The 17,766-nt window shown below is 70.1% G+C and carries 12 protein-coding genes and 1 tRNA gene; 9 read left to right on the top strand and 4 right to left on the bottom strand.

Annotation, left to right across the window (positions count from 1 at the left end; genetic code table 11):
- Nucleotides 1–41 precede the first annotated feature (41 nt).
- Both nudC and BKA02_RS00265 read left to right on the top strand, forming a co-directional pair.
- Nucleotides 42–953 carry an NAD(+) diphosphatase gene (gene nudC / locus BKA02_RS00270; protein WP_179430189.1) on the top strand — a complete coding sequence of 304 codons (912 nt, stop codon included), beginning with the start codon at nt 42–44 and terminating at the stop codon, nt 951–953.
- Nucleotides 950–2,656 carry a UvrD-helicase domain-containing protein gene (locus BKA02_RS00265; protein WP_179430187.1) on the top strand — a complete coding sequence of 569 codons (1,707 nt, stop codon included), beginning with the start codon at nt 950–952 and terminating at the stop codon, nt 2,654–2,656. Before nudC ends, BKA02_RS00265 begins: the two co-directional genes overlap by 4 nt.
- Nucleotides 2,657–3,464: 808 nt before the next feature.
- Here BKA02_RS00265 and BKA02_RS00260 read toward each other — a convergent pair.
- The gene (locus BKA02_RS00260) at nt 3,465–4,898 is read right to left on the bottom strand and encodes a zinc-dependent metalloprotease (protein WP_179430185.1); all 1,434 of its coding nucleotides are present in this window, start codon (nt 4,896–4,898) and stop codon (nt 3,465–3,467) included.
- Between the two features lie 162 nt (nt 4,899–5,060).
- Here BKA02_RS00260 and BKA02_RS00255 point away from each other — a divergent pair, with 162 nt between their 5' ends.
- The 4 genes from BKA02_RS00255 to BKA02_RS00240 all read left to right on the top strand — a co-directional run bounded on the left by BKA02_RS00255 (nt 5,061) and on the right by BKA02_RS00240 (nt 10,174).
- The gene (locus BKA02_RS00255) at nt 5,061–6,146 is read left to right on the top strand and encodes a YlbL family protein (RefSeq protein ID WP_179435067.1); all 1,086 of its coding nucleotides are present in this window, start codon (nt 5,061–5,063) and stop codon (nt 6,144–6,146) included.
- A gap of 65 nt (nt 6,147–6,211) precedes the next feature.
- On the top strand, nt 6,212–9,115 hold the full coding sequence (locus tag BKA02_RS00250) for a UPF0182 family protein (RefSeq protein WP_179430183.1): 2,904 nt from the start codon (nt 6,212–6,214) through the stop codon (nt 9,113–9,115).
- A gap of 92 nt (nt 9,116–9,207) precedes the next feature.
- A tRNA-Met gene (locus BKA02_RS00245) sits at nt 9,208–9,284 on the top strand.
- Nucleotides 9,285–9,376: 92 nt separating this feature from the next.
- A complete protein-coding gene (locus BKA02_RS00240; protein WP_179430181.1) occupies nt 9,377–10,174 on the top strand; it encodes a carbon-nitrogen hydrolase family protein in 798 nt (265 codons plus the stop codon).
- A gap of 25 nt (nt 10,175–10,199) precedes the next feature.
- On the opposite strand, the gene BKA02_RS00235 is transcribed toward BKA02_RS00240, so the two are convergent.
- Both BKA02_RS00235 and BKA02_RS00230 read right to left on the bottom strand, forming a co-directional pair.
- Nucleotides 10,200–11,015, bottom strand: coding sequence for an aldo/keto reductase (locus BKA02_RS00235; RefSeq protein ID WP_179430179.1), 816 nt, complete (start codon nt 11,013–11,015; stop codon nt 10,200–10,202).
- A gap of 46 nt (nt 11,016–11,061) precedes the next feature.
- A complete protein-coding gene (locus BKA02_RS00230; protein WP_179430177.1) occupies nt 11,062–12,264 on the bottom strand; it encodes an aminotransferase class I/II-fold pyridoxal phosphate-dependent enzyme in 1,203 nt (400 codons plus the stop codon).
- A gap of 97 nt (nt 12,265–12,361) precedes the next feature.
- On the opposite strand from BKA02_RS00230, the gene BKA02_RS00225 reads away from it, so the two are divergent.
- The 3 genes from BKA02_RS00225 to BKA02_RS00215 all read left to right on the top strand — a co-directional run bounded on the left by BKA02_RS00225 (nt 12,362) and on the right by BKA02_RS00215 (nt 16,629).
- Entirely contained in the window at nt 12,362–13,864 is a 1,503-nt protein-coding gene (locus BKA02_RS00225; RefSeq protein ID WP_179430175.1) for a S1C family serine protease, read from the top strand.
- Nucleotides 13,865–13,945: 81 nt separating this feature from the next.
- Complete coding sequence (locus BKA02_RS00220; protein WP_179430173.1) at nt 13,946–15,196, top strand: CDP-glycerol glycerophosphotransferase family protein; 1,251 nt, start codon at nt 13,946–13,948, stop codon at nt 15,194–15,196.
- Nucleotides 15,193–16,629 carry a CDP-glycerol glycerophosphotransferase family protein gene (locus BKA02_RS00215; RefSeq protein ID WP_179430171.1) on the top strand — a complete coding sequence of 479 codons (1,437 nt, stop codon included), beginning with the start codon at nt 15,193–15,195 and terminating at the stop codon, nt 16,627–16,629. The genes BKA02_RS00220 and BKA02_RS00215 overlap by 4 nt, the downstream gene beginning before the upstream one ends.
- A 38-nt stretch (nt 16,630–16,667) precedes the next feature.
- Here the strand turns inward: BKA02_RS00215 and BKA02_RS00210 are convergent, their stop codons facing one another.
- Nucleotides 16,668–17,750 (bottom strand): glycosyltransferase family 2 protein, encoded by a 1,083-nt coding sequence (locus tag BKA02_RS00210; protein ID WP_179430169.1) that lies wholly within the window; start codon nt 17,748–17,750, stop codon nt 16,668–16,670.
- Nucleotides 17,751–17,766: the final 16 nt, after the last annotated feature.

Here is a 17,766-nt window from a genome sequence, read left to right as displayed (position 1 = left end):
CGCCACGCTGTGAGCGCCGTGCCCGCGGAGGAGGGAAGCCGATGATCACGATGGAGGGTCTTCTCGACAGGGCCGGAGCCGACCGCGACGCGCCAGGGATCCTCGAACGGCTGCTCGCAGACGACACCACGCGCGTCCTCGTTGTCCACGCCAGGCGTGCCGCGGTGCGTCACGACGGCCTGGCGCTGCTGGCCCCGACGGAAGTGCCGGCGCTGGAATCCGCGCAGTGGGCGCTGCTCGGACGCCGCGTCGACGGATCCGCTCTTGTTCTCGCGGTGCTCCCTGCCGAATCCGACACCTCGTGGCATCCGGAATGGGGGGGAGTGCGCGAGCGCGCGAGCGCCCTGGCTGCCGACGAGGTCGAGATCCTGCTCACCGGCATCGCGTTGGCCGACTGGCTCGAGGGTGCATCGTTCTGCTCGGCGTGCGGATCGACCACGACCCTCCGCCAGGCCGGCTGGTCGCGGCGCTGCGACGGTTGCGGCACCGACCTGTTCCCGCGGACTGACCCCGCCGTCATCGTCGCCGTGGAGAGCGCAGACGGCGAACGCCTGCTCCTCGGCGCGAACGCGACCTGGAAGGGCGCGATGTATTCGTGCTTCGCCGGGTTCGTCGAGGCGGGGGAGTCGCTGGAGACCACCGTGCACCGCGAGATCGCCGAGGAGTCGGGGGTGCGTCTGCGCGATGTGCGCTATCGCTCGTCGCAGCCCTGGCCGTTCCCGCACTCGCTCATGGTCGGCTTCCGGGCGACGGCCGTCGACGAGACCGCGGCGCACGGCGACGGCGAGGAGATCGTCGACGTGCGCTGGCTCACCCGCGCCGAGATCGCGTCGTCGCTGCGGGGCGACGGTCCCGTGGGCCTGCCGGGATCGGCATCCATCGCGCGGGCGCTCATCATCGACTGGCTCGGCGATGCCGAAAGCGGCTCCGAGGACGGCGGAGCGCGGGAGTGAGCGCACTCGACGCGCTCGATGATCGCCAGCGCGAGGCGGCCGCCGTGCTGCGCGGGCCCGTCGCGGTGCTGGCCGGTGCCGGAACGGGCAAGACCCGTGTGATCACGCATCGGATCGCGCACGGCGTCGAGACCGGCGCGTACTCGCCGGGACGGGTGATGGCGGTGACCTTCACCGCCAAGGCCGCCGGCGAACTGCGCGGACGGCTCAGAGCACTCGGGGTCTCGGGCGTTGCCGCACGCACCTTCCACGCCGCCGCATTGGCGCAGCTGAACTTCTTCTGGCCGCAGCTGGCCGGGGCTCCGGCTCCCGGCATCGTCGACAACAAGGTGCGCCTGCTCGGCCAGGCCGCCGAGGGCCTGCGGATGCGGCTCGATACGGCGACCCTGCGCGATGCCGCCTCGGCGATCGAGTGGCGCAAGGTCTCGATGATCTCGATCGATGAGGCGGCGGCGCGCGGTCGATCCGTCGGCCGCCTCGACGCCGCCGCACTCGCAGACCTCTCGAGGGCGTATGAGGCGCTGAAGGACGAGCGGCATCGGCTGGACTTCGAGGACGTGCTGCTGGCCTGCGCCGGGATGCTCGAGGCCGAGGCGCGCGTGGCCGCGGCCGTGCACGAGCAATACCGGCACTTCACGGTCGATGAGTTCCAAGACGTGTCGCCGCTGCAGAACCGGTTGCTGGAGCTCTGGCTGGGCGATCGGCGCGATCTCTGCGTGGTCGGCGACGCCTCGCAGACCATCTACTCGTTCGCCGGCGCCGATCAGCGCTTTCTGCTCGAGTTCGAACGCCGTTTCCAGGATGCGACCGTCGTGCGCCTGGAGACGAACTACCGTTCCGCAGCGCCGGTGCTCGCGGCGGCCAACGCACTGATGCACGGCCGCCCTGGCGCGCTCGAACTCGTCCCGGCCCGCGCGTATCCGGCAGCCGAACCGCCGGTGGTCACCGCGCACGACAGCGATGCCGAGGAAGCGGCGGCCATCGCGCGCGACGTGGCCGGCCGCATCGCGGCAGGAACCCCCGCGCAGGAGATCGCGGTGCTCTACCGCGTGCACTCCCAGTCGGCGGCCCTGCTCTCGGCGTTCGCTGCGCAGCACGTGGCGGTCACGGTGCTCGGCGGCAAGCGCTTCTTCGACATGCCGGAGGTGCGACAGGCCGTGCTCGCCCTGCGCGGCGCGGCGGTGGCGCCCATCGAGAACGGTTTCCTCGCCGCAGTGCGCGATGTGCTGCGCGGACTGGGATTCAGCGACGAGCCGCCCGCCGCCGGCGGGGCGCTGCGCGACGCGTGGGAGGCGCGGCGCGCCCTGTATCAGCTGGCCGAAGACGCCCCGGCCGGCACGACTCTGCGCTCGTTCGGCGACGAGTTGCTGGCCAGAGCGAAGGATCAGCACGAGCCGACCCTGCAGACCGTCACCCTCTCGACGCTGCACGCCGCCAAAGGTCTGGAGTGGTCGCACGTGCATCTGGCCGGGTGGTCGGAGGGGCTGCTGCCGATCTCGTACGCGACCGGGTTCGATGCGATCGACGAGGAGCGGCGTCTGGCGTACGTGGGGATCACGCGGGCCGCGCGTACGCTCTGCGTGAGCTGGTCACGGGAATCGGCACGGGCGCAGCGTCGGCCCTCTCGCTTTCTCGAGGAGATCGGCAGTGGCACTCTGCGTGAAAGCGCACCTCGCGCGACGAGCGGGTCGCGTCGGCGCTGACCCGCACGATACGCGACGAGCCTTCGCGTTCAGCGGCGCAGCGCTGATCCAGAAGGTCGGCGATCGCATCGGCGGTCGCCGCGATCCTCCTCATGGGGACGGGGCCGGGATGGCGCTCGACGAGCTGGCTGTGCACGGCCGCCCACGCGGGGTCGCGGGAGCGGTCGTGCGCATCCCGGCAGGCGAGGCACGGCGTGCGGCCGGGCACGATGAGCGGGCCGACAGCGGCGCCGCCGGGGTGGAAGGCGACGGGGAGGTGCGCGGTGTCGGTGCGCACGAGCGGCACGGAGGCCGAGGCGAGGGCTACGCCGTGGTGCACGACGATGAGCGGCGCGTTGTCGTCACCCGATGTCGGATCCACGCCTGCCTCCGTGAGGGCATCGCGCAGACGCAGCTCCACACCGATGTCGAAGTCCGAGGGCAGCACGAGCCTGGCGGCGAGACGGGCCGGCTCGCGCTCGAGCACCGGAGACAGCAACGCGCGGAATCGACGGGCCTCATCCAGGCTCGCGCCGCATCGATGGGCGACGACGTCGAACGCATTCTCCGGGATTCCGAGGCTCAGCTCATGGATGAGTCGGTCGCCCCAGTCGCCGTCGAGCCGCACCGTCACCTCGGCCTCCACGCCGAACTGCACGGTGTCGGCGTCGCGCCACAGCGGCAACCGGTCGGGATCGAGTCGGAGGATCTCCATCGCCCGATTCTGCATCACCGCACCGGCGTCGAGACCTGCCGTCCGCCGGTCCGTGGACAACTCGCGATGAATCCGACCATGGGGAGGAGAACCCCCGCCGCAGGCCGAGAGGAATCAGACGGGCCGCTCGCCGCTCGCGCTGTCGTCGCCCTGGGCGTCGTCACCGTCGTCGCCGGTCCCATCGTCGTCTTCTCCGGCAGTGCTGTCGCCGCCCCCGGAGAAGTCGTCGCCGCCGAGCAGTCGGGCCAGCGCCTCGTCCATCTCGTCCGGCTGGGGCTGCTCGCCGCGTGCGCGGGCCTTCAGCCGCTCCACGAGTGCAGACGGGTCGTCGATGTCGGCGGCGTCGGGCATGAGGTCGGGATAGTCCCACAGGGCGTCGCGCCCCTCGATGCCCACGGCATCCGTCACTGCCTGCCACATCGCTGCGGCCTCGCGCAGGCGTCGCGGCCGCAACTGCAGCCCCACGAGGGCGCCCAGGGCGTCTTCCGCAGGTCCGCCGGCGGCACGGCGGCGACGGGCCGCCTCCGCGATGCGGGCGCTGTCAGGCAGGCGCGCGGTGGCGGCCGTGGTCACCACATCGACCCATCCGTCGATGGTCGCGATGAGGTTCTCGAGCCGCTCCAGAGCTTCACGCTGCGCCTCGGACTGGGTGGGCAGCAGGGCGCCGCCCTCGATCGCGGCGCGAAGCTCCTCGGGATCGCTCGGATCCAGTCGACCTGCGAGGTCTTCGAGTGCTTCCACGTCGACCGTCACTCCGCGCGCGAAGTCGGTGATCTGGCTCATCACGTGCAGGTGCAGCCAGCGAGCGTGCCGGTACAGGCGCGCGTAGGCGAGCTCCCGCGCCGCCAGGTACAGGGCGATCTGGTCCTCGGGGATCTCGAGTCCCTCGCCGAAGGCGGCGAGGTTCTGCGGGATCACCGCGGCCGTGCCCGCAGGCAGCACGGGGATCCCGACGTCGCCGCCCGAGACGACCTCGAGCGAGAGATTGCCCAGCACCTGGCCGAACTGCATGGCGAACACCGACGATCCCAGCCCCCGCAGGAGTCGGGACGCGCCATCCACCACGCCCTTCATGTCTTCGGGCGTGCGGCTGGCGAGCGCGTCGGTCAGGGCATCCGCAATGCTCGTGGACACGGGAGCGGCGACCTCCTTCCACACCGGAAGGGTCTGCTCGACCCACTCGCCGCGGGTGAGGGGCAGCGGCGGCGAGGCGAGTTCCGAGATCACCGTGGCCTCGCCCACCCACAGATCGGCCAGGGCGAACGCGTCGACGAGCGATGCCCGCCCGCCCGCGTCGATCCCCTGACCGTCGCGGTTGGCGATGTGCAGGGCCTGGCGCAGGGTGGTCTCCCACGGATCGGAGTTCATCGCCGACTGCATCTGCTGCGTGAAGGCGGCCATCATCGCAGGATCAAGACGGAAGCCCTTCAGGGCCTCCATCCCTTCCATGCCCTCGAGTGCGCTGAGATCGAGATCGTCGCCCACGGCACCCAGCATGCGGCGCAGGAACTCTTGGAAGTCTTCGGGGTTCGGGTCGTTCTCCGCCATGGCAAGGCCCTCTCAGCACGTCTATAGCCGTGGGATCTACGCTAGTCACACGATGTGGATCTCGGCACGGAGCCGCCTGCATCGCTGTACGCCGCTCGCGAACGGGCCACGTGCACCCCGATCTCAGGAGGACCAGTGACCCGTTCGCGCCCGCGGACCGCGATGCCGCTCGTCGGCGTCATCGCCCTGCTCACCGCGCTCGTCGCCCTGCTCGTGGTCACCTTCCTGCCGTTGCCGTACGTCATCCAGCGACCGGGGCCCGTTTTCAACACGCTCGGCGAGGTGCAGACCGAAGACGACGGAAAGGTGCCCCTCATCAGCGTCGAGGGCGCGGAGACCTACACGACCGGCGGGGCGCTCGATCTCACCACGGTCGAGGTGCTCGGCAATCGCGAGCACCGGCCGACCTGGGTCGAGCTGCTGGGGGCGTGGCTGGATCCGTCGCGCGCCGTCGTGCCGATCGACGCGATCTTCCCCGAGGGCGTCACCACCGAACAGCGCGACGAGCAGAACCAGCTCATGATGACCGACTCGCAGCACGAGGCGACGGCGGCCGCACTCGCCGAGCTGGGCTACGACGTTCCTACCAGCGTCGAGGTCGCCAGCGTGATCGGCGACGGCGCGTCCGTCGGTGTTCTCGAGCAGGACGACCGCATCGTCGCCGTCGACGGTGCGCCGCTGAAGGATGCGGATGCCCTGCGCGCCGCGATCAAGGCGGGTCAGGGTGCGCCGCTCACGCTGACGATCGAGCGCGCCGGCGCCGAGCAGGACGTCACGATCACGCCTCGAGAGCAGAAGGACGCCGACGGGCAGGCGGGGTGGTACATCGGCGTGATGCTGTACCACGAGTACGAGTTCCCCATCGACGTCGCCTTGCAGATCGAGAACGTCGGAGGGCCGAGTGCGGGCATGATGTTCGCCCTCGGGATCATCGACGTGCTCACCCCCGGCGAGCTCAACGGGGGCAAGAACGTCGCCGGCACAGGCACGATCACGGCCGACGGCACGGTCGGCGCGATCGGCGGAATCCGGCAGAAGCTGTACGGCGCGCGTTCGGCCGGCGCCGAGTATTTCCTCGCCCCAGCCGCCAACTGCGGCGAGGTCGTCGGGCACGTGCCCGACGGGCTCCGGGTGTTCAGCACCTCCACCCTCGAGGAGTCGCTCGGCGCGCTCGAGGCGATCGCCGACGGCGGCGACCTCGATGCGCTCCCGACGTGCACGACCGCCGCGGCGAACACCGGGGGATGACGGGGCTCACGTCACAGGTTCGCAGTCACAGGCCCCACCGAGGATCGCCGACCTAGGATGGACGGGTGACCACGACCTCGGCGCCGACACCGGCCACACCGCGAACATCCCGACGCATCCTCACGATCTCGGTGGTGATCATCGTCGCGCTGATCGTCGCCTTCTTCGCCTTCGCGTCGTTGTACACCGACTACCTGTGGTTCGACCAGCTCGATTCGGCGCAGGTGCTCACCACCCGCTGGATCGCCACCTCGGTGATGTTCGTCATCGGGTTCCTCGGCATGGCGGTGCCGCTGTTCGTCACGATCCAGCTCGCCTACCGCCTGCGCCCCGTCTACGTGCGGCTCAGTTCGCAGCTCGATCGCTACCAGGAGGTCATCGAGCCGCTGCGGCGCCTCGCGATGTGGGGCATGCCGATCTTCTTCGGGCTCTTCGCCGGCTTCGCCGCGGGCGGGCAGTGGCAGACCGTGTGGCTGTGGTTCAACGGCGTGGCCACGGGCGAGACCGACGCGCAGTTCGGCATGGACACCGGGTTCTACATGTTCGCGATGCCCTTCTACCAGGCGCTTCTGGGCTTCGCCTCGGCCGTGCTGATCCTGTGCCTGCTCATCACCGCGCTCGTGTCGTACCTGTACGGTGCGGTGCGCGTCGGTCAGGGTGAGCTGCGCATCTCGAAGTCGGCGCGCATCCAGCTCGCCGTACTCGCCGGGCTCTACCTGCTCGTTCAGGGTGTGAGCCTGTGGCTGGACCGCTACGTGTCGCTGGTCACCACCGACGATCGCATCACCGGTGCCGCCTACACCGGGGCGAACGCCACGATCCCTGGTCTGGGCATCCTCGCGATCCTGGCCGTGGTCGTCGCGATCCTCTTCTTCGTCACCGCCGTCATCGGCCGCTGGCGCTTCCCGCTGGCAGGAACCGCGCTGCTCATCGTCGCCGCGCTCGTGCTCGGGGTGGGCTACCCGTGGGCGGTCACCACCTTCCAGGTGCGTCCGAACCAGAACACGCTCCAGGCGGAGTACTACCAGCGCAACATCGAAGCCACCAAGGGCGCGTACGGGATCTCCGATCTGGAGACCACGCAGTTCAAGGCCGCGACCGACGCCGAGCCGGGGCAGCTGCGGGAGGATGCCGCGACGACCGGATCCATCCGCATCCTCGACCCGGCGATCGTCGGGCCGGCCGTGCAGCAGCTGGAGCAGTACCGCGGGTACTACCAGTTCCCCGATGTGCTCGACGTCGACCGCTACGACATCGACGGAGTCACGCAGGACACCGTCGTGGCCGTGCGCGAACTCAACACCGACCGGCTCGGCGACGCGCAGAGCTGGAACAACAACACCGTCGTGTACACGCACGGATACGGTCTCGTGGCGGCGGCGGGCAACCAGCGCACGTCCGACGGCGAGCCCGTGTTCCTCGAGCGCGGCATCCCCTCGGCGGGCTTCCTCACCGACGGCGAGAAGTTCGAGCCCCGCGTGTACTTCGGGGAGCAGTCGCCCGAGTACTCGATCGTGGGCGCGCCCGAAGGCACGGAGGATGTCGAGATCGACTATCCGCGCGGGCAGGACGGCGCGACAGAGACGAAGACGACCTTCTCGGGCGACGGCGGTCCCCGGATCGGCGACTTCTTCACCAAGATGCTCTACGCGCTGAAGTTCCAGTCCGAGCAGATCCTGTTCTCCGATTACGTCAATGAGGACTCGCAGATCCTCTACGACCGCAATCCGAAGCTGCGCGTGCAGAAAGTGGCGCCGTACCTCACCCTCGACAACGACCCGTACCCGAGCGTGGTCGACGGGCGCATCGTCTGGATCATCGACGGATACACGACGAGCTCCACGTATCCGTACTCGACGAGCGTCAACCTGCCTCGGGCGATCAACGACGCCAACACCGCGGCGCCGACCTTCGTCACCGACGACATCAACTACATCCGCAACTCGGTGAAGGCCACCGTCGACGCGTACGACGGCTCGGTCACCCTCTACGCGTGGGATGACGAGGACCCGGTGCTGAAGACGTGGCAGAACATCTACCCGTCGATGCTCAAGCCGATCAGCGAGATGTCGGGCGACCTGATGAGTCACGTGCGCTACCCGACCGACCTGTTCAAGGTGCAGCGCGCCATGCTCGGCATTTACCACGTCGACGACGCGCGCTCGTTCGCCCAGCAGGACAACAGGTGGGAGACCCCGAACGACCCGCAGGACGAGCAGCAGCTGCAGGCGCCGTACTACATGAGCATGAAGATGCCGGGGCAGGACGAGGCGAAGTACTCGATGTTCACGACCTTCATCCCCTCGTCGCAGGGTGCCAACAGCCGCAACGTGCTGATGGGCTATCTCGCCGTCGAGTCGGATGCCGGGTCCACGGCGGGTAAGAAGTCGTCCACGTATGGTCAATTGAGGATGCTCGAGATCGATGCCGACACGACGGTGCCCGGCCCCGGTCAGGTGCAGAACACGTTCAACTCCGACACCGGGGTGTCGCAGCAGCTGAACGTGCTGAAGATCGGCCAGTCGCAGGTGCTGCACGGCAACCTCCTGACCCTGCCGGTCGGCGGCGGGCTGCTCTACGTGCAACCGGTGTACGTGCAGTCCTCCGAGGGCACCAAGCTGCCGCGTCTGCAGAAGATCCTCGTCGCCTTCGGCGACCGGATCGCCTTCGCCGACACGCTCACGGCTGCGCTCGACGACCTGTTCGGCGGCGACGCCGGGGCGACGGCGGGCGATGACGACGTCCCTGACTCCGGTGATGCCGGCGACACGGGCGAGGAGACCCAGCCGCCCAGTGCCTCCGAGCAGCGGCAGACGGCGCTGAACGACGCCAAGGCCGCCATGCTGGCACGCGACGAGGCGCTGAAGGCCGGGGATCTGGCAGCGTTCGCCGACGCCGACAAGGCGCTGACGGATGCGGTGAACCGCTTGCTCGAGCTCGAGGGCCAGACCGACTCCGCGGCAGGATAGCGAGAAGGGGCGCGATCGACACACCTGGAATTCTCCGGATGGCCGCCCGATTCGTCCGCCCTCTTCACGCCGTGTTAGGCTTGTACTCGTGACGCGGGGTGGAGCAGTTCGGTAGCTCGCCGGGCTCATAACCCGGAGGTCGTAGGTTCAAATCCTGCCCCCGCAACCAAGTCAGAGGGACCCGGATCCGCAAGGATCCGGGTCCCTCTTCTGTCCCGGCCATGGCGTCGGGTGCGACGGACGATGCGCCAAGATGGTGGCATGGCTCTCACTGTCTCCGTCTGTCAGTTCGCTCCGAGCGCGGACCGCGAGGCGAATCGCGCGCGCATGGCCGACTTGATCGCCGCCGGCGCGGCGCGAGGAGCGAAGCTCGTCGTCCTCCCGGAGTATTCCAGCTACTTCGTCGACCCGATGGATGCGTCGCTGGCGGAGAACGCCGAGCGTCTCGACGGCGAGTTCGTGGAGGCGCTGACACGCTCGGCCGGCGCCCACGAGGTACTCGTCATCGCCGGGTTCGTGGAGGGCACGGATGACGGCCGCCGTGTGCGCAACACGCTCGTCGCCGTGGACGCCTCCGGGGTTCGCGCCGTGTACCGCAAACAGCACCTGTACGACGCGTTCGGGCAGACGGAATCGACCTGGATCGAGGCCGGCGACCTCGATGCGCCGCAGGTGGTCGAACTCGACGGCTTCACGATCGGGATGTTGACCTGCTACGACCTGCGCTTTCCCGAGGTCGCTCGCACCCTCGTCGACGCGGGGGCCGACGTGATCGTCGTGCCGTCCGAATGGGTGCGCGGGCCGCTCAAGGAGCACCACTGGCAGACCCTGCTCGCCGCGCGCGCGATCGAGAACACGGCCTACGTGCTCGCGGCCGATCACCCGACACCCATCGGAGTGGGGCACTCCGCCGTGCTCGACCCGCAAGGGGTGACGCTCGCCGCGGTCGGGACGGCGGAGGGGATCGCGATCGCAGAGTTGGACCGCGCGGCGATCGCGCGCACGCGCGAGGTCAACCCCGCGGTGCGGCTGCGCCGCTACCGGGTGACTCCTCGCTGACCCCTCATTCCGCGAAACGACGACTCTAGAGCATCTCCAGCGGCACCGGTCGTGTCGGTGCGGGGAAGCGCGCATCGATCGCGGCAAGAACGTCGTCGGGAAGGCGGAGCTCGCGCGCTGCGGCGTTCTGCTGCGCATGCTCCACCGATGCGGCCTTGGGGATCGCGAGCACATCGCCCTCGCGGACGACCCAGGCGAGCACGAGCTGAGCCACCGTGATCCCGAGATCCGATGCGAGACCCGCCAGCACGACATCATCGAGCACGCGTGACTGCTCCAGCGGTGAGTACGCCATCGTCGGAATGCCGTGCTCACGCAGCCAGGGGAGCAGATCGACCTCCGGCCCGCGACGCGTCGGGTTGTAGAGCACCTGATCGGTGACGGCGCCGTCGGGAAGCTCGGCCATCTCGTCGGGGTCGAGATTGCTCACGCCCCACGCGAGGATCGATCCGTCGTCGACGAGCCGCTCGAACGCGGCGACCGTCTCCTCGAACGGCACGCCGCCGCGCCAGTGCAGCAGGTACAGATCGAGCCGGTCTGTGCCGAGTCGTCCCAGGCTCGCCTCGACGGCCCTGCGCACACCGGCGGCATCGGCGTTCGACGGCAGCACCTTGCTCACCAGGAACACGTCATCTCGGCGCCCCGCGATCGCCTCGCCGACGAGCTCCTCCGAGCGGCCCGAACCGTACATCTCCGCCGTGTCGACCACGCGCAGACCCGCGTCGAGTCCCGCCCGGATCGCGGCGATCTCGTCGTCGCGGCGGCGCGGGTCATCACCGACGAACCAGGTGCCGATGCCGATCTCGGGCACGACGGGGCCATGGGGAAAACGGATGCTCACGCCTCCACGGTATGACCACGACGAGCGGCGGGCGTCCCGGGTGCCCTCAGCTGTGGAGAGCGGCCAGTCGAATCGCCGCCTCGGCGATCACCTCCGGCTTCTTGCATGCCGCGAAGCGCACGAGTCCCGCATAGTCGGCGCGATGAGGTGCGGTGACGAACGCAGAGATCGGAATCGCCGCGACCCCGCACTGTTCCGGAAGAGCGCGGCAGAACGCGTCGGCGTCGGAACCGCCGAGAGATGCCGCATCGGCGACGGTGAAGTAGCCGCCCTGTGGCGGCGTCACCGCGAATCCGGCCGCCTCCAGCCCCTCGCGCAGCTGCGTGTGCTTGGCGGCGAGGCGCTCGCAGGCATCGGTGAAGAACGCATCCTCGATCCGGAGCCCGGCGGCGACCGCGGGCTGGAGCGGCCCGGCGTTGACGTAGGTGAGGAACTGCTTGACCGTGAGCACCGCGGTGATGAGCTCGGCCGGACCGTGGATCCAGCCGACCTTCCATCCGGTCACCGAGAACGTCTTGCCCGCTGACGAGATCGTGAGAGTGCGCTCGGCGGCGCCGGGCATCGTGGCGATCGGCACGTGCGCGCCGTCGAACACCAGGTGCTCGTACACCTCATCGGTGAGGATCACGGCGTCATGGCGCTCGGCGAGGCGCACGATCTCGGCGCGCACCTCGGCGGAGAACACGGTGCCTGTGGGGTTGTGCGGATCGTTCACGAGGATCACCCGCGTGCGGTCGGTGACCGCCGCCGCGAGCTCCTCCGGATCGGGTTGGAAATCAGGCCGCCGCAGCGGCACCGTGCGCAGTTGGGCACCGGCGAGGGCGACCACAGCCGCATAGGAGTCGTAGAACGGCTCGAAGACGACGACCTCGTCGTCGGGGGAGTCCACGAGCGCCAGCAACGTCGCGGCGATCGCCTCGGTGGCCCCGGCGGTGACGATCACCTCGCGCTCCGGATCGATCTCCAGCCCGTGGAAGCGGCGCTGATGCTCGGCGATGGCCGCGAGGAGATCGGGCACGCCGCGTCCGGGCGGATACTGGTTGAGCCCGTCCGCGATCGCGGCCCGGGCGGCGTCGACCATCACGCGGGGCGGGTCGTCGTCGGGAAAGCCCTGGCCGAGGTTGATCGCTCCGGTGCGCGCCGCCAGCGCCGACATCTCCGCGAAGATCGTCGGCATGACGACCCCGTCGGCGCCGAGAAGACCCGCGCCGGCGGCCGTGCGGCGCCACGCTCCGCTGACGAATCCCATGCGGCCCAGGGTAACGGCATAGTGGAATCCCAACGTCGCCATAGCGAACGCACAGACACGGGCGAGAGTGTGTAGGGGAAGGTTCGAAGGAGCAGACATGAACGAACAGACCCCCCGCCCCGATTCCGGTGCCGGTCACGACGTCCCCGAGGCATTCTCCTCGAGCGCCCCGGCCTCGACCCCCCAGGCCTCGACCCCCCGGATCCCGACCAGCGAGACCCCGGATGCCTCGGCAACGGCGGAGACGACGCCGCTGCCCGACCCAGCTTTCACGCCGCCGGCCGCGCCGTACGCAGCGCCGAGCACCGACGCGTACGCCGGAGCGTCCGCCTTCGGCCCCGCCGCCCAGCCCGGCGCGCACGACACCGTCGCCGCGGCTCCCACTGAGAAGAAGGCCCGCGTGGGTGCGGGCAAGGTCACCGCGATCATGGTCGCCGCGGCCCTCGTCGGAGGTGCGGCCGGCGTCGGCGGTACCGTGCTCGGCTCGTCGTGGACGCAGCAGAGCACATCGACCCCGGCGGCGGGCCCCTCGACGGTCACCGTGAACAACCCCGAGTCGGTCTCCGAGGCCACCGCCATCGCCACCAAGACCGTGCCCTCCGTCGTCACGATCGAGGTCTCCGGCGGATCCGCCGGGGGGAGCGGATCGGGCGTCGTGCTCGACGACAAGGGTCACATCCTCACCAACGCCCACGTCGTCACGCTCGACGGACAGGTCGCCGACCCCGCCATCCGCGTCACGACCTCCGACGGGCGGCTCATGAACGCCACCGTCGTCGGCATCGACCCCGTGTACGACCTCGCCGTCATCCAGGTCGAAGACGGTTCCGACCTCACCCCGATCGAGTTCGCCGACTCGTCCGACCTCAACGTCGGCTCGCTCACTGTCGCCGTGGGCGCCCCGCTGGGGCTGTCCAATTCGGTCACCACGGGCATCGTCAGTGCGCTGAACCGCAGCATCCAGATCCAGTCGTCGGCGCTGCCGGACGAGAGCAACGCGCAGGGCGACGGCGAGCAGCCGCCGCAGGACGAGAACCAGCAGCCGTTCCAGTTCGACCTTCCCGGCCGTTCGCAGGGCTCACAGTCGCAGGAGAGCATCTCGATCTCGGTGATCCAGACCGATGCGGCGATCAACCCCGGCAACTCCGGTGGCGCCCTCGTGAACAGCAAGGGCGAGCTGATCGGCATCAATGTCGCGATCGCCAGCGCGGGCAGTTCCTCGTCCGAGCAGTCCGGCAGCATCGGCGTCGGCTTCGCGATCCCGTCCGATGTCGCCAAGCGCGTCTCGAGCGAGATCATCGAGAACGGCGAGGCCACGCACGGCCTGCTCGGCGCGACCGTGCAGCCGGCGAGCGCGCTGGAGAACGCCTCGGTCGTCGGCGCGGCGATCAAGGAGATCAGCGACGGCGGAGCCGCGCAGAAGGCGGGCCTGCAGGCGGGTGACATCGTCACCGAGTTCAACGGCGCCCCGATCACCGACTCGATCGACCTGACCGCCCAGGTGCGCGCCGCCGCGGCGGGCAGCGACGTGGAGATCACGATCGTGCGCAACGGCAAGACGCAGACGGTCACGGCGACGCTCGGGTCGCTCGTCCTGTGACGCCCGACGGTCCCCGAGGGATCGTCGCGGACTGACCTCGCGGTCAGCCAGAAGGACGCCGCCCCGCGATAGGCTCGCGAGGTGGCGTCCTTCTCTTTCCGCGCGGGCAACGCCGGCAAGCTGCTGCGGGCCCCGCTGTACGCCGCGGGCCGCGTCGCGAACGCCGTCATCCCGCGCGGCGAGCGGTGGGTGTTCGGATGTGGCGCAGGGATCGGCGACGGCGCGCTCGCCCTGTACGCGCTCGCTCGCGACGAGGGCCACGACGTGCTGTGGCTCACCGCATCGGCAGACGAGGCGCGCGCCTCGTTCGGCGACATCCGCACGGTGCCGAAGGACAGCATCCGCGGCTGGTGGGCGACGGCCCGCGCGGGCGTCGTCGTCGTCACGCACGGCCTGGGCGATGTGAACCGCTACGCCTCATCGGGGGCGCTGCTCGTGCAGCTGTGGCACGGCATCCCGCTCAAGCGCATCGGGCTGGACTCTCCGGCGACGGTGCAGGCGCCGATCCTCGCCGGCTTCGCGCCGATGCAACGACTGCTGGGCTTTCTGTACCGGCGCGCGCAGAGCGCCATCCGCCTCCTTCCCGCCGCATCCGACCGTTCCCGAGGGCGGCTCGAATCGGCGTTCGGGCTGGGCGTCGAGCAGGTTCTGGTCACGGGCGAGCCCCGCGTCGACGTGCTCTCGCAGGGTGACCCCGCGACGCGTCGCGCCCAAGCGGTCGAGCGCAGGGATGTCGCGGTCGGCCCGTTGCCCGAGGGCGCCCGCGCTGTGCTCTACGCGCCCACCTGGCGCGACGGCGCCCCCGATCCGGCGATCCCGTCGGCTGCGGAATGGGAGCGGATCGAGGCGGTGCTCGACGAGCAGAACGCTGTGCTCCTCGTGCGCTCGCACCCGCTCGGCGAGGGCGAGTACCGTCCGCCGAGCGGCTCGGAGCGGGTGCGTCTGATCGGAGCATCCGTCTTCACGGACATCACACCGGTACTGCCCGCGGTCGACGTGCTCATCACCGACTACTCCTCGCTGCTGTACGACGTGGGGCTGCTCGAGATGCCCGTCGTGCCGCTCGCCCCCGACGTCGAGGAGTACGCCCGTACGCGTGGATTCTACGGGCGCTACGAAGACGTCGCGGGTACGGACTTCGCCCGCGACTGGACGACGGCCGCAGCGCACCTGCGCGACGTGCTGGCCGATCCGGCGGTGTTCGCGGCGCGGTCGCGCCGATCGGGTAACCTGAGCGCCCAGATGCATGCGCATCGGGACGGGCGCAACACTCGCCGTGTCTACGACGCCATCCTCAGGCGGGGAGCACCCGCACCGAAGGGAAGAGCATGACGAGCATCCTCATCGACGAGGAGAAGGAGACGTTCGTCGTCTCCGGCACCGGCGCGCGGCCGACCGGCGGTGCGCTCCTGGGTCCGCGTGCCGGTGTCTCCGCGCGGATCACCGGCGGAGGACGCACCTGGAAGGCGACCTTCCCTCTTCGGGTGGCGCGCTGGGGCGGGGCGGAGCTTCCGCTGCCCTCGGGCGAGTACGCCCTGAGCGTTGCCGGCGAGGACCTGTCGTCGCTCGCGCTCGCACCGACCTTGCTGCCCACGCTCAGAGCCGAGGTGTCGGGCGGTGCCGTGCGGATCTCGCCGCCCATCGACCCCGTGCACGAGACGCCCGAGGGACGGCTGGCCCTCGAGGGTCGCTACGCGGCGCAGCCGGGTGCCACGGAGAACGCCGTGTTCTTCGAGAGCTTCTACGGGCAGAGCACCGGCTGCAACCCCGGTGCGATCGATCGCGAGCTCGCGGCGCGCGCGCCCGGGATCACCCGGTATTGGAGCGTCGTCGACCTGTCGGTGCCGGTTCCCGACGGTGCGATCGCCGTGGTGGAGGATTCACCCGAATGGTGGCGGGCGCGGGGAGCAGCCCGTCTGCTCGTCGTCAACGACTGGCTGCGCCGCCGGTTCGTGCGCAAAGACGGCCAGCAGGTGCTGCAGACCTGGCACGGCACGCCGCTCAAGCGCCTCGCGCTGCACCGGCCCGGCTTCAATCCGCGCCGCGCGCTGGCGGTGTTCCGCGAAGCGCGGCGATGGGATGCGCTGCTCGCGCAGAACCCGTACGCCGCGCGTGTGCTGCGCAAGGCGTACGCGTTCCTGCAGCGACCGATCTGGGTCGACGGCTATCCGCGCAACGACGTGCTGGTCGCGGGGGATGCGGAGGCTGTGCGCCGCGCGCTGGGGATCGGCGCCGACGAAACGGTGCTTCTGTACGCGCCGACCTGGCGTGACGACCGCGCCGAGATCGTCGACTTCGTCGATCCGGAAGAGCTGGCGCGCCGTGCCGACGCCGTCGTGCTCGTACGCGGGCACTCGCGCACGCTCAGGCCCGGCCAGGACCAGTCCGGCGCGCGGGTGATCGACGTCACCGGCTACCCCGATACCGGGGAGCTGCTGCTGGCGGCCGACGCGCTCATCACCGATTACTCCTCGGTGATGTTCGACTTCAGCGTCACCGGCAAGCCGATGTACTTCCTCGTGCCCGACCTCGAGCACTACCGCGGCGAGCTGCGCGGCTTCTACTTCGACCTCGCCGAGCGCGCCCCCGGCCCGCTCGTACGGACGCAGGACGAACTGCTCGCAGCCCTCTCCGACACGGATGCCGTGGGCCGGTACGCGCAGCGCTACGTCGAGTGGCGCGAGCAGTTCAACGGCAGAGACGACGGGCACGCGGCCGAACGGGTCGTCTCGCGCATCCTCGACCAGGGATTCGTCGACGCCTGAACGATGCCTGAGTCGGCGCGCGCCGCGGTGGCGGCCGGCTACGGCAGCGGGGTGTTTCGTGTGCCCAGGCGCGACGCATCCACGGTGTCGCGCGCACCGCGCAGCACGCCGGCGACGAAGCCGACGCCCCACGACAAGTGCATCGTGGGCAGCACGGCCAGCGTCCAGATGCGTTCGCGCAGGCTTCGCGGCGGATCGCCGCGGCGTCCCGGCGCCGCTGCCATCGCCACGACGAGCACGATGTAGACGAGCAGGGGCAGATAGATCAGCGAGGCGATGAGCCCGGCGATGCCGTGCAGCACCCCCGTGAGCTGCAGCACGGCGATCACGATGGCGAGGGCGACGACGAGCACGAGGGCGGGCGGGGCGAAGTAGCGGATGCCGTTGCCGCGCGGGTAGCGGCGCACCAGTTCTCCGCGCCAGGCGCCGGTGGCGCGGAACTGCCGCGCCAGCCGGATCCAGCTCTCGCGCGGCCAGTAGGTCACGGCAAGCGCCGGATCGAACCACACGGTGTGCCCCGCGCGGCGGATGCGCAGGTTCAGCTCCCAGTCTTCGCCGCGGCGGACGCTCTCGTCGAACAGGCCGACCTCGTCGAGCACCGCCCGGCGCATCACGCCGAGGTAGGCGGACTCCGCGGGGCCCTCGTGCGTACCGCTGTGGTACGCGCCGCCGCCCAGGCCGACGGGGGAGTTGTAGGCGCGGGCGACCGCGCTCTGGAACGGGGTGCGCCCGTCGGCGCGCATCACGCCGCCGACGTTCGCCGAGCCCGTGCGGGCGAGCGTGTCGATCGCGCGATGCGCGTATCCGGACGAGAGTTCCGAATGCGCATCGACGCGGATCACGATCGGATATCGACTTGCACGGATGGCGGCGTTCAGTCCGACGGGGATATGGGCCGCCGGATTGTGCACGATGCGCACGCGCGGTTCCGCGGCGGCGAGCGACTCGGCGAGCTCCGTCGTGCCGTCGGTGGACGGTCCGAGCGCGAGAACAAGCTCCATGGGGCCCGAGACGTCCTGTTCCAGCACCGAGGCGACCGCGTGTTCGAGGTATGCGCGCTCGTTGAGCACCGGCATCACGAACGACACTCCGGGGGGCTCGGCGGTGCCGTTCTCATCCATCCGACGATCATTTCAT

The sequence above is a fragment of the Microbacterium pseudoresistens genome, from assembly GCF_013409745.1.
Lineage (GTDB): Bacteria > Actinomycetota > Actinomycetes > Actinomycetales > Microbacteriaceae > Microbacterium > Microbacterium pseudoresistens.
This window is presented reverse-complemented; position numbering and strand designations above follow the sequence as displayed.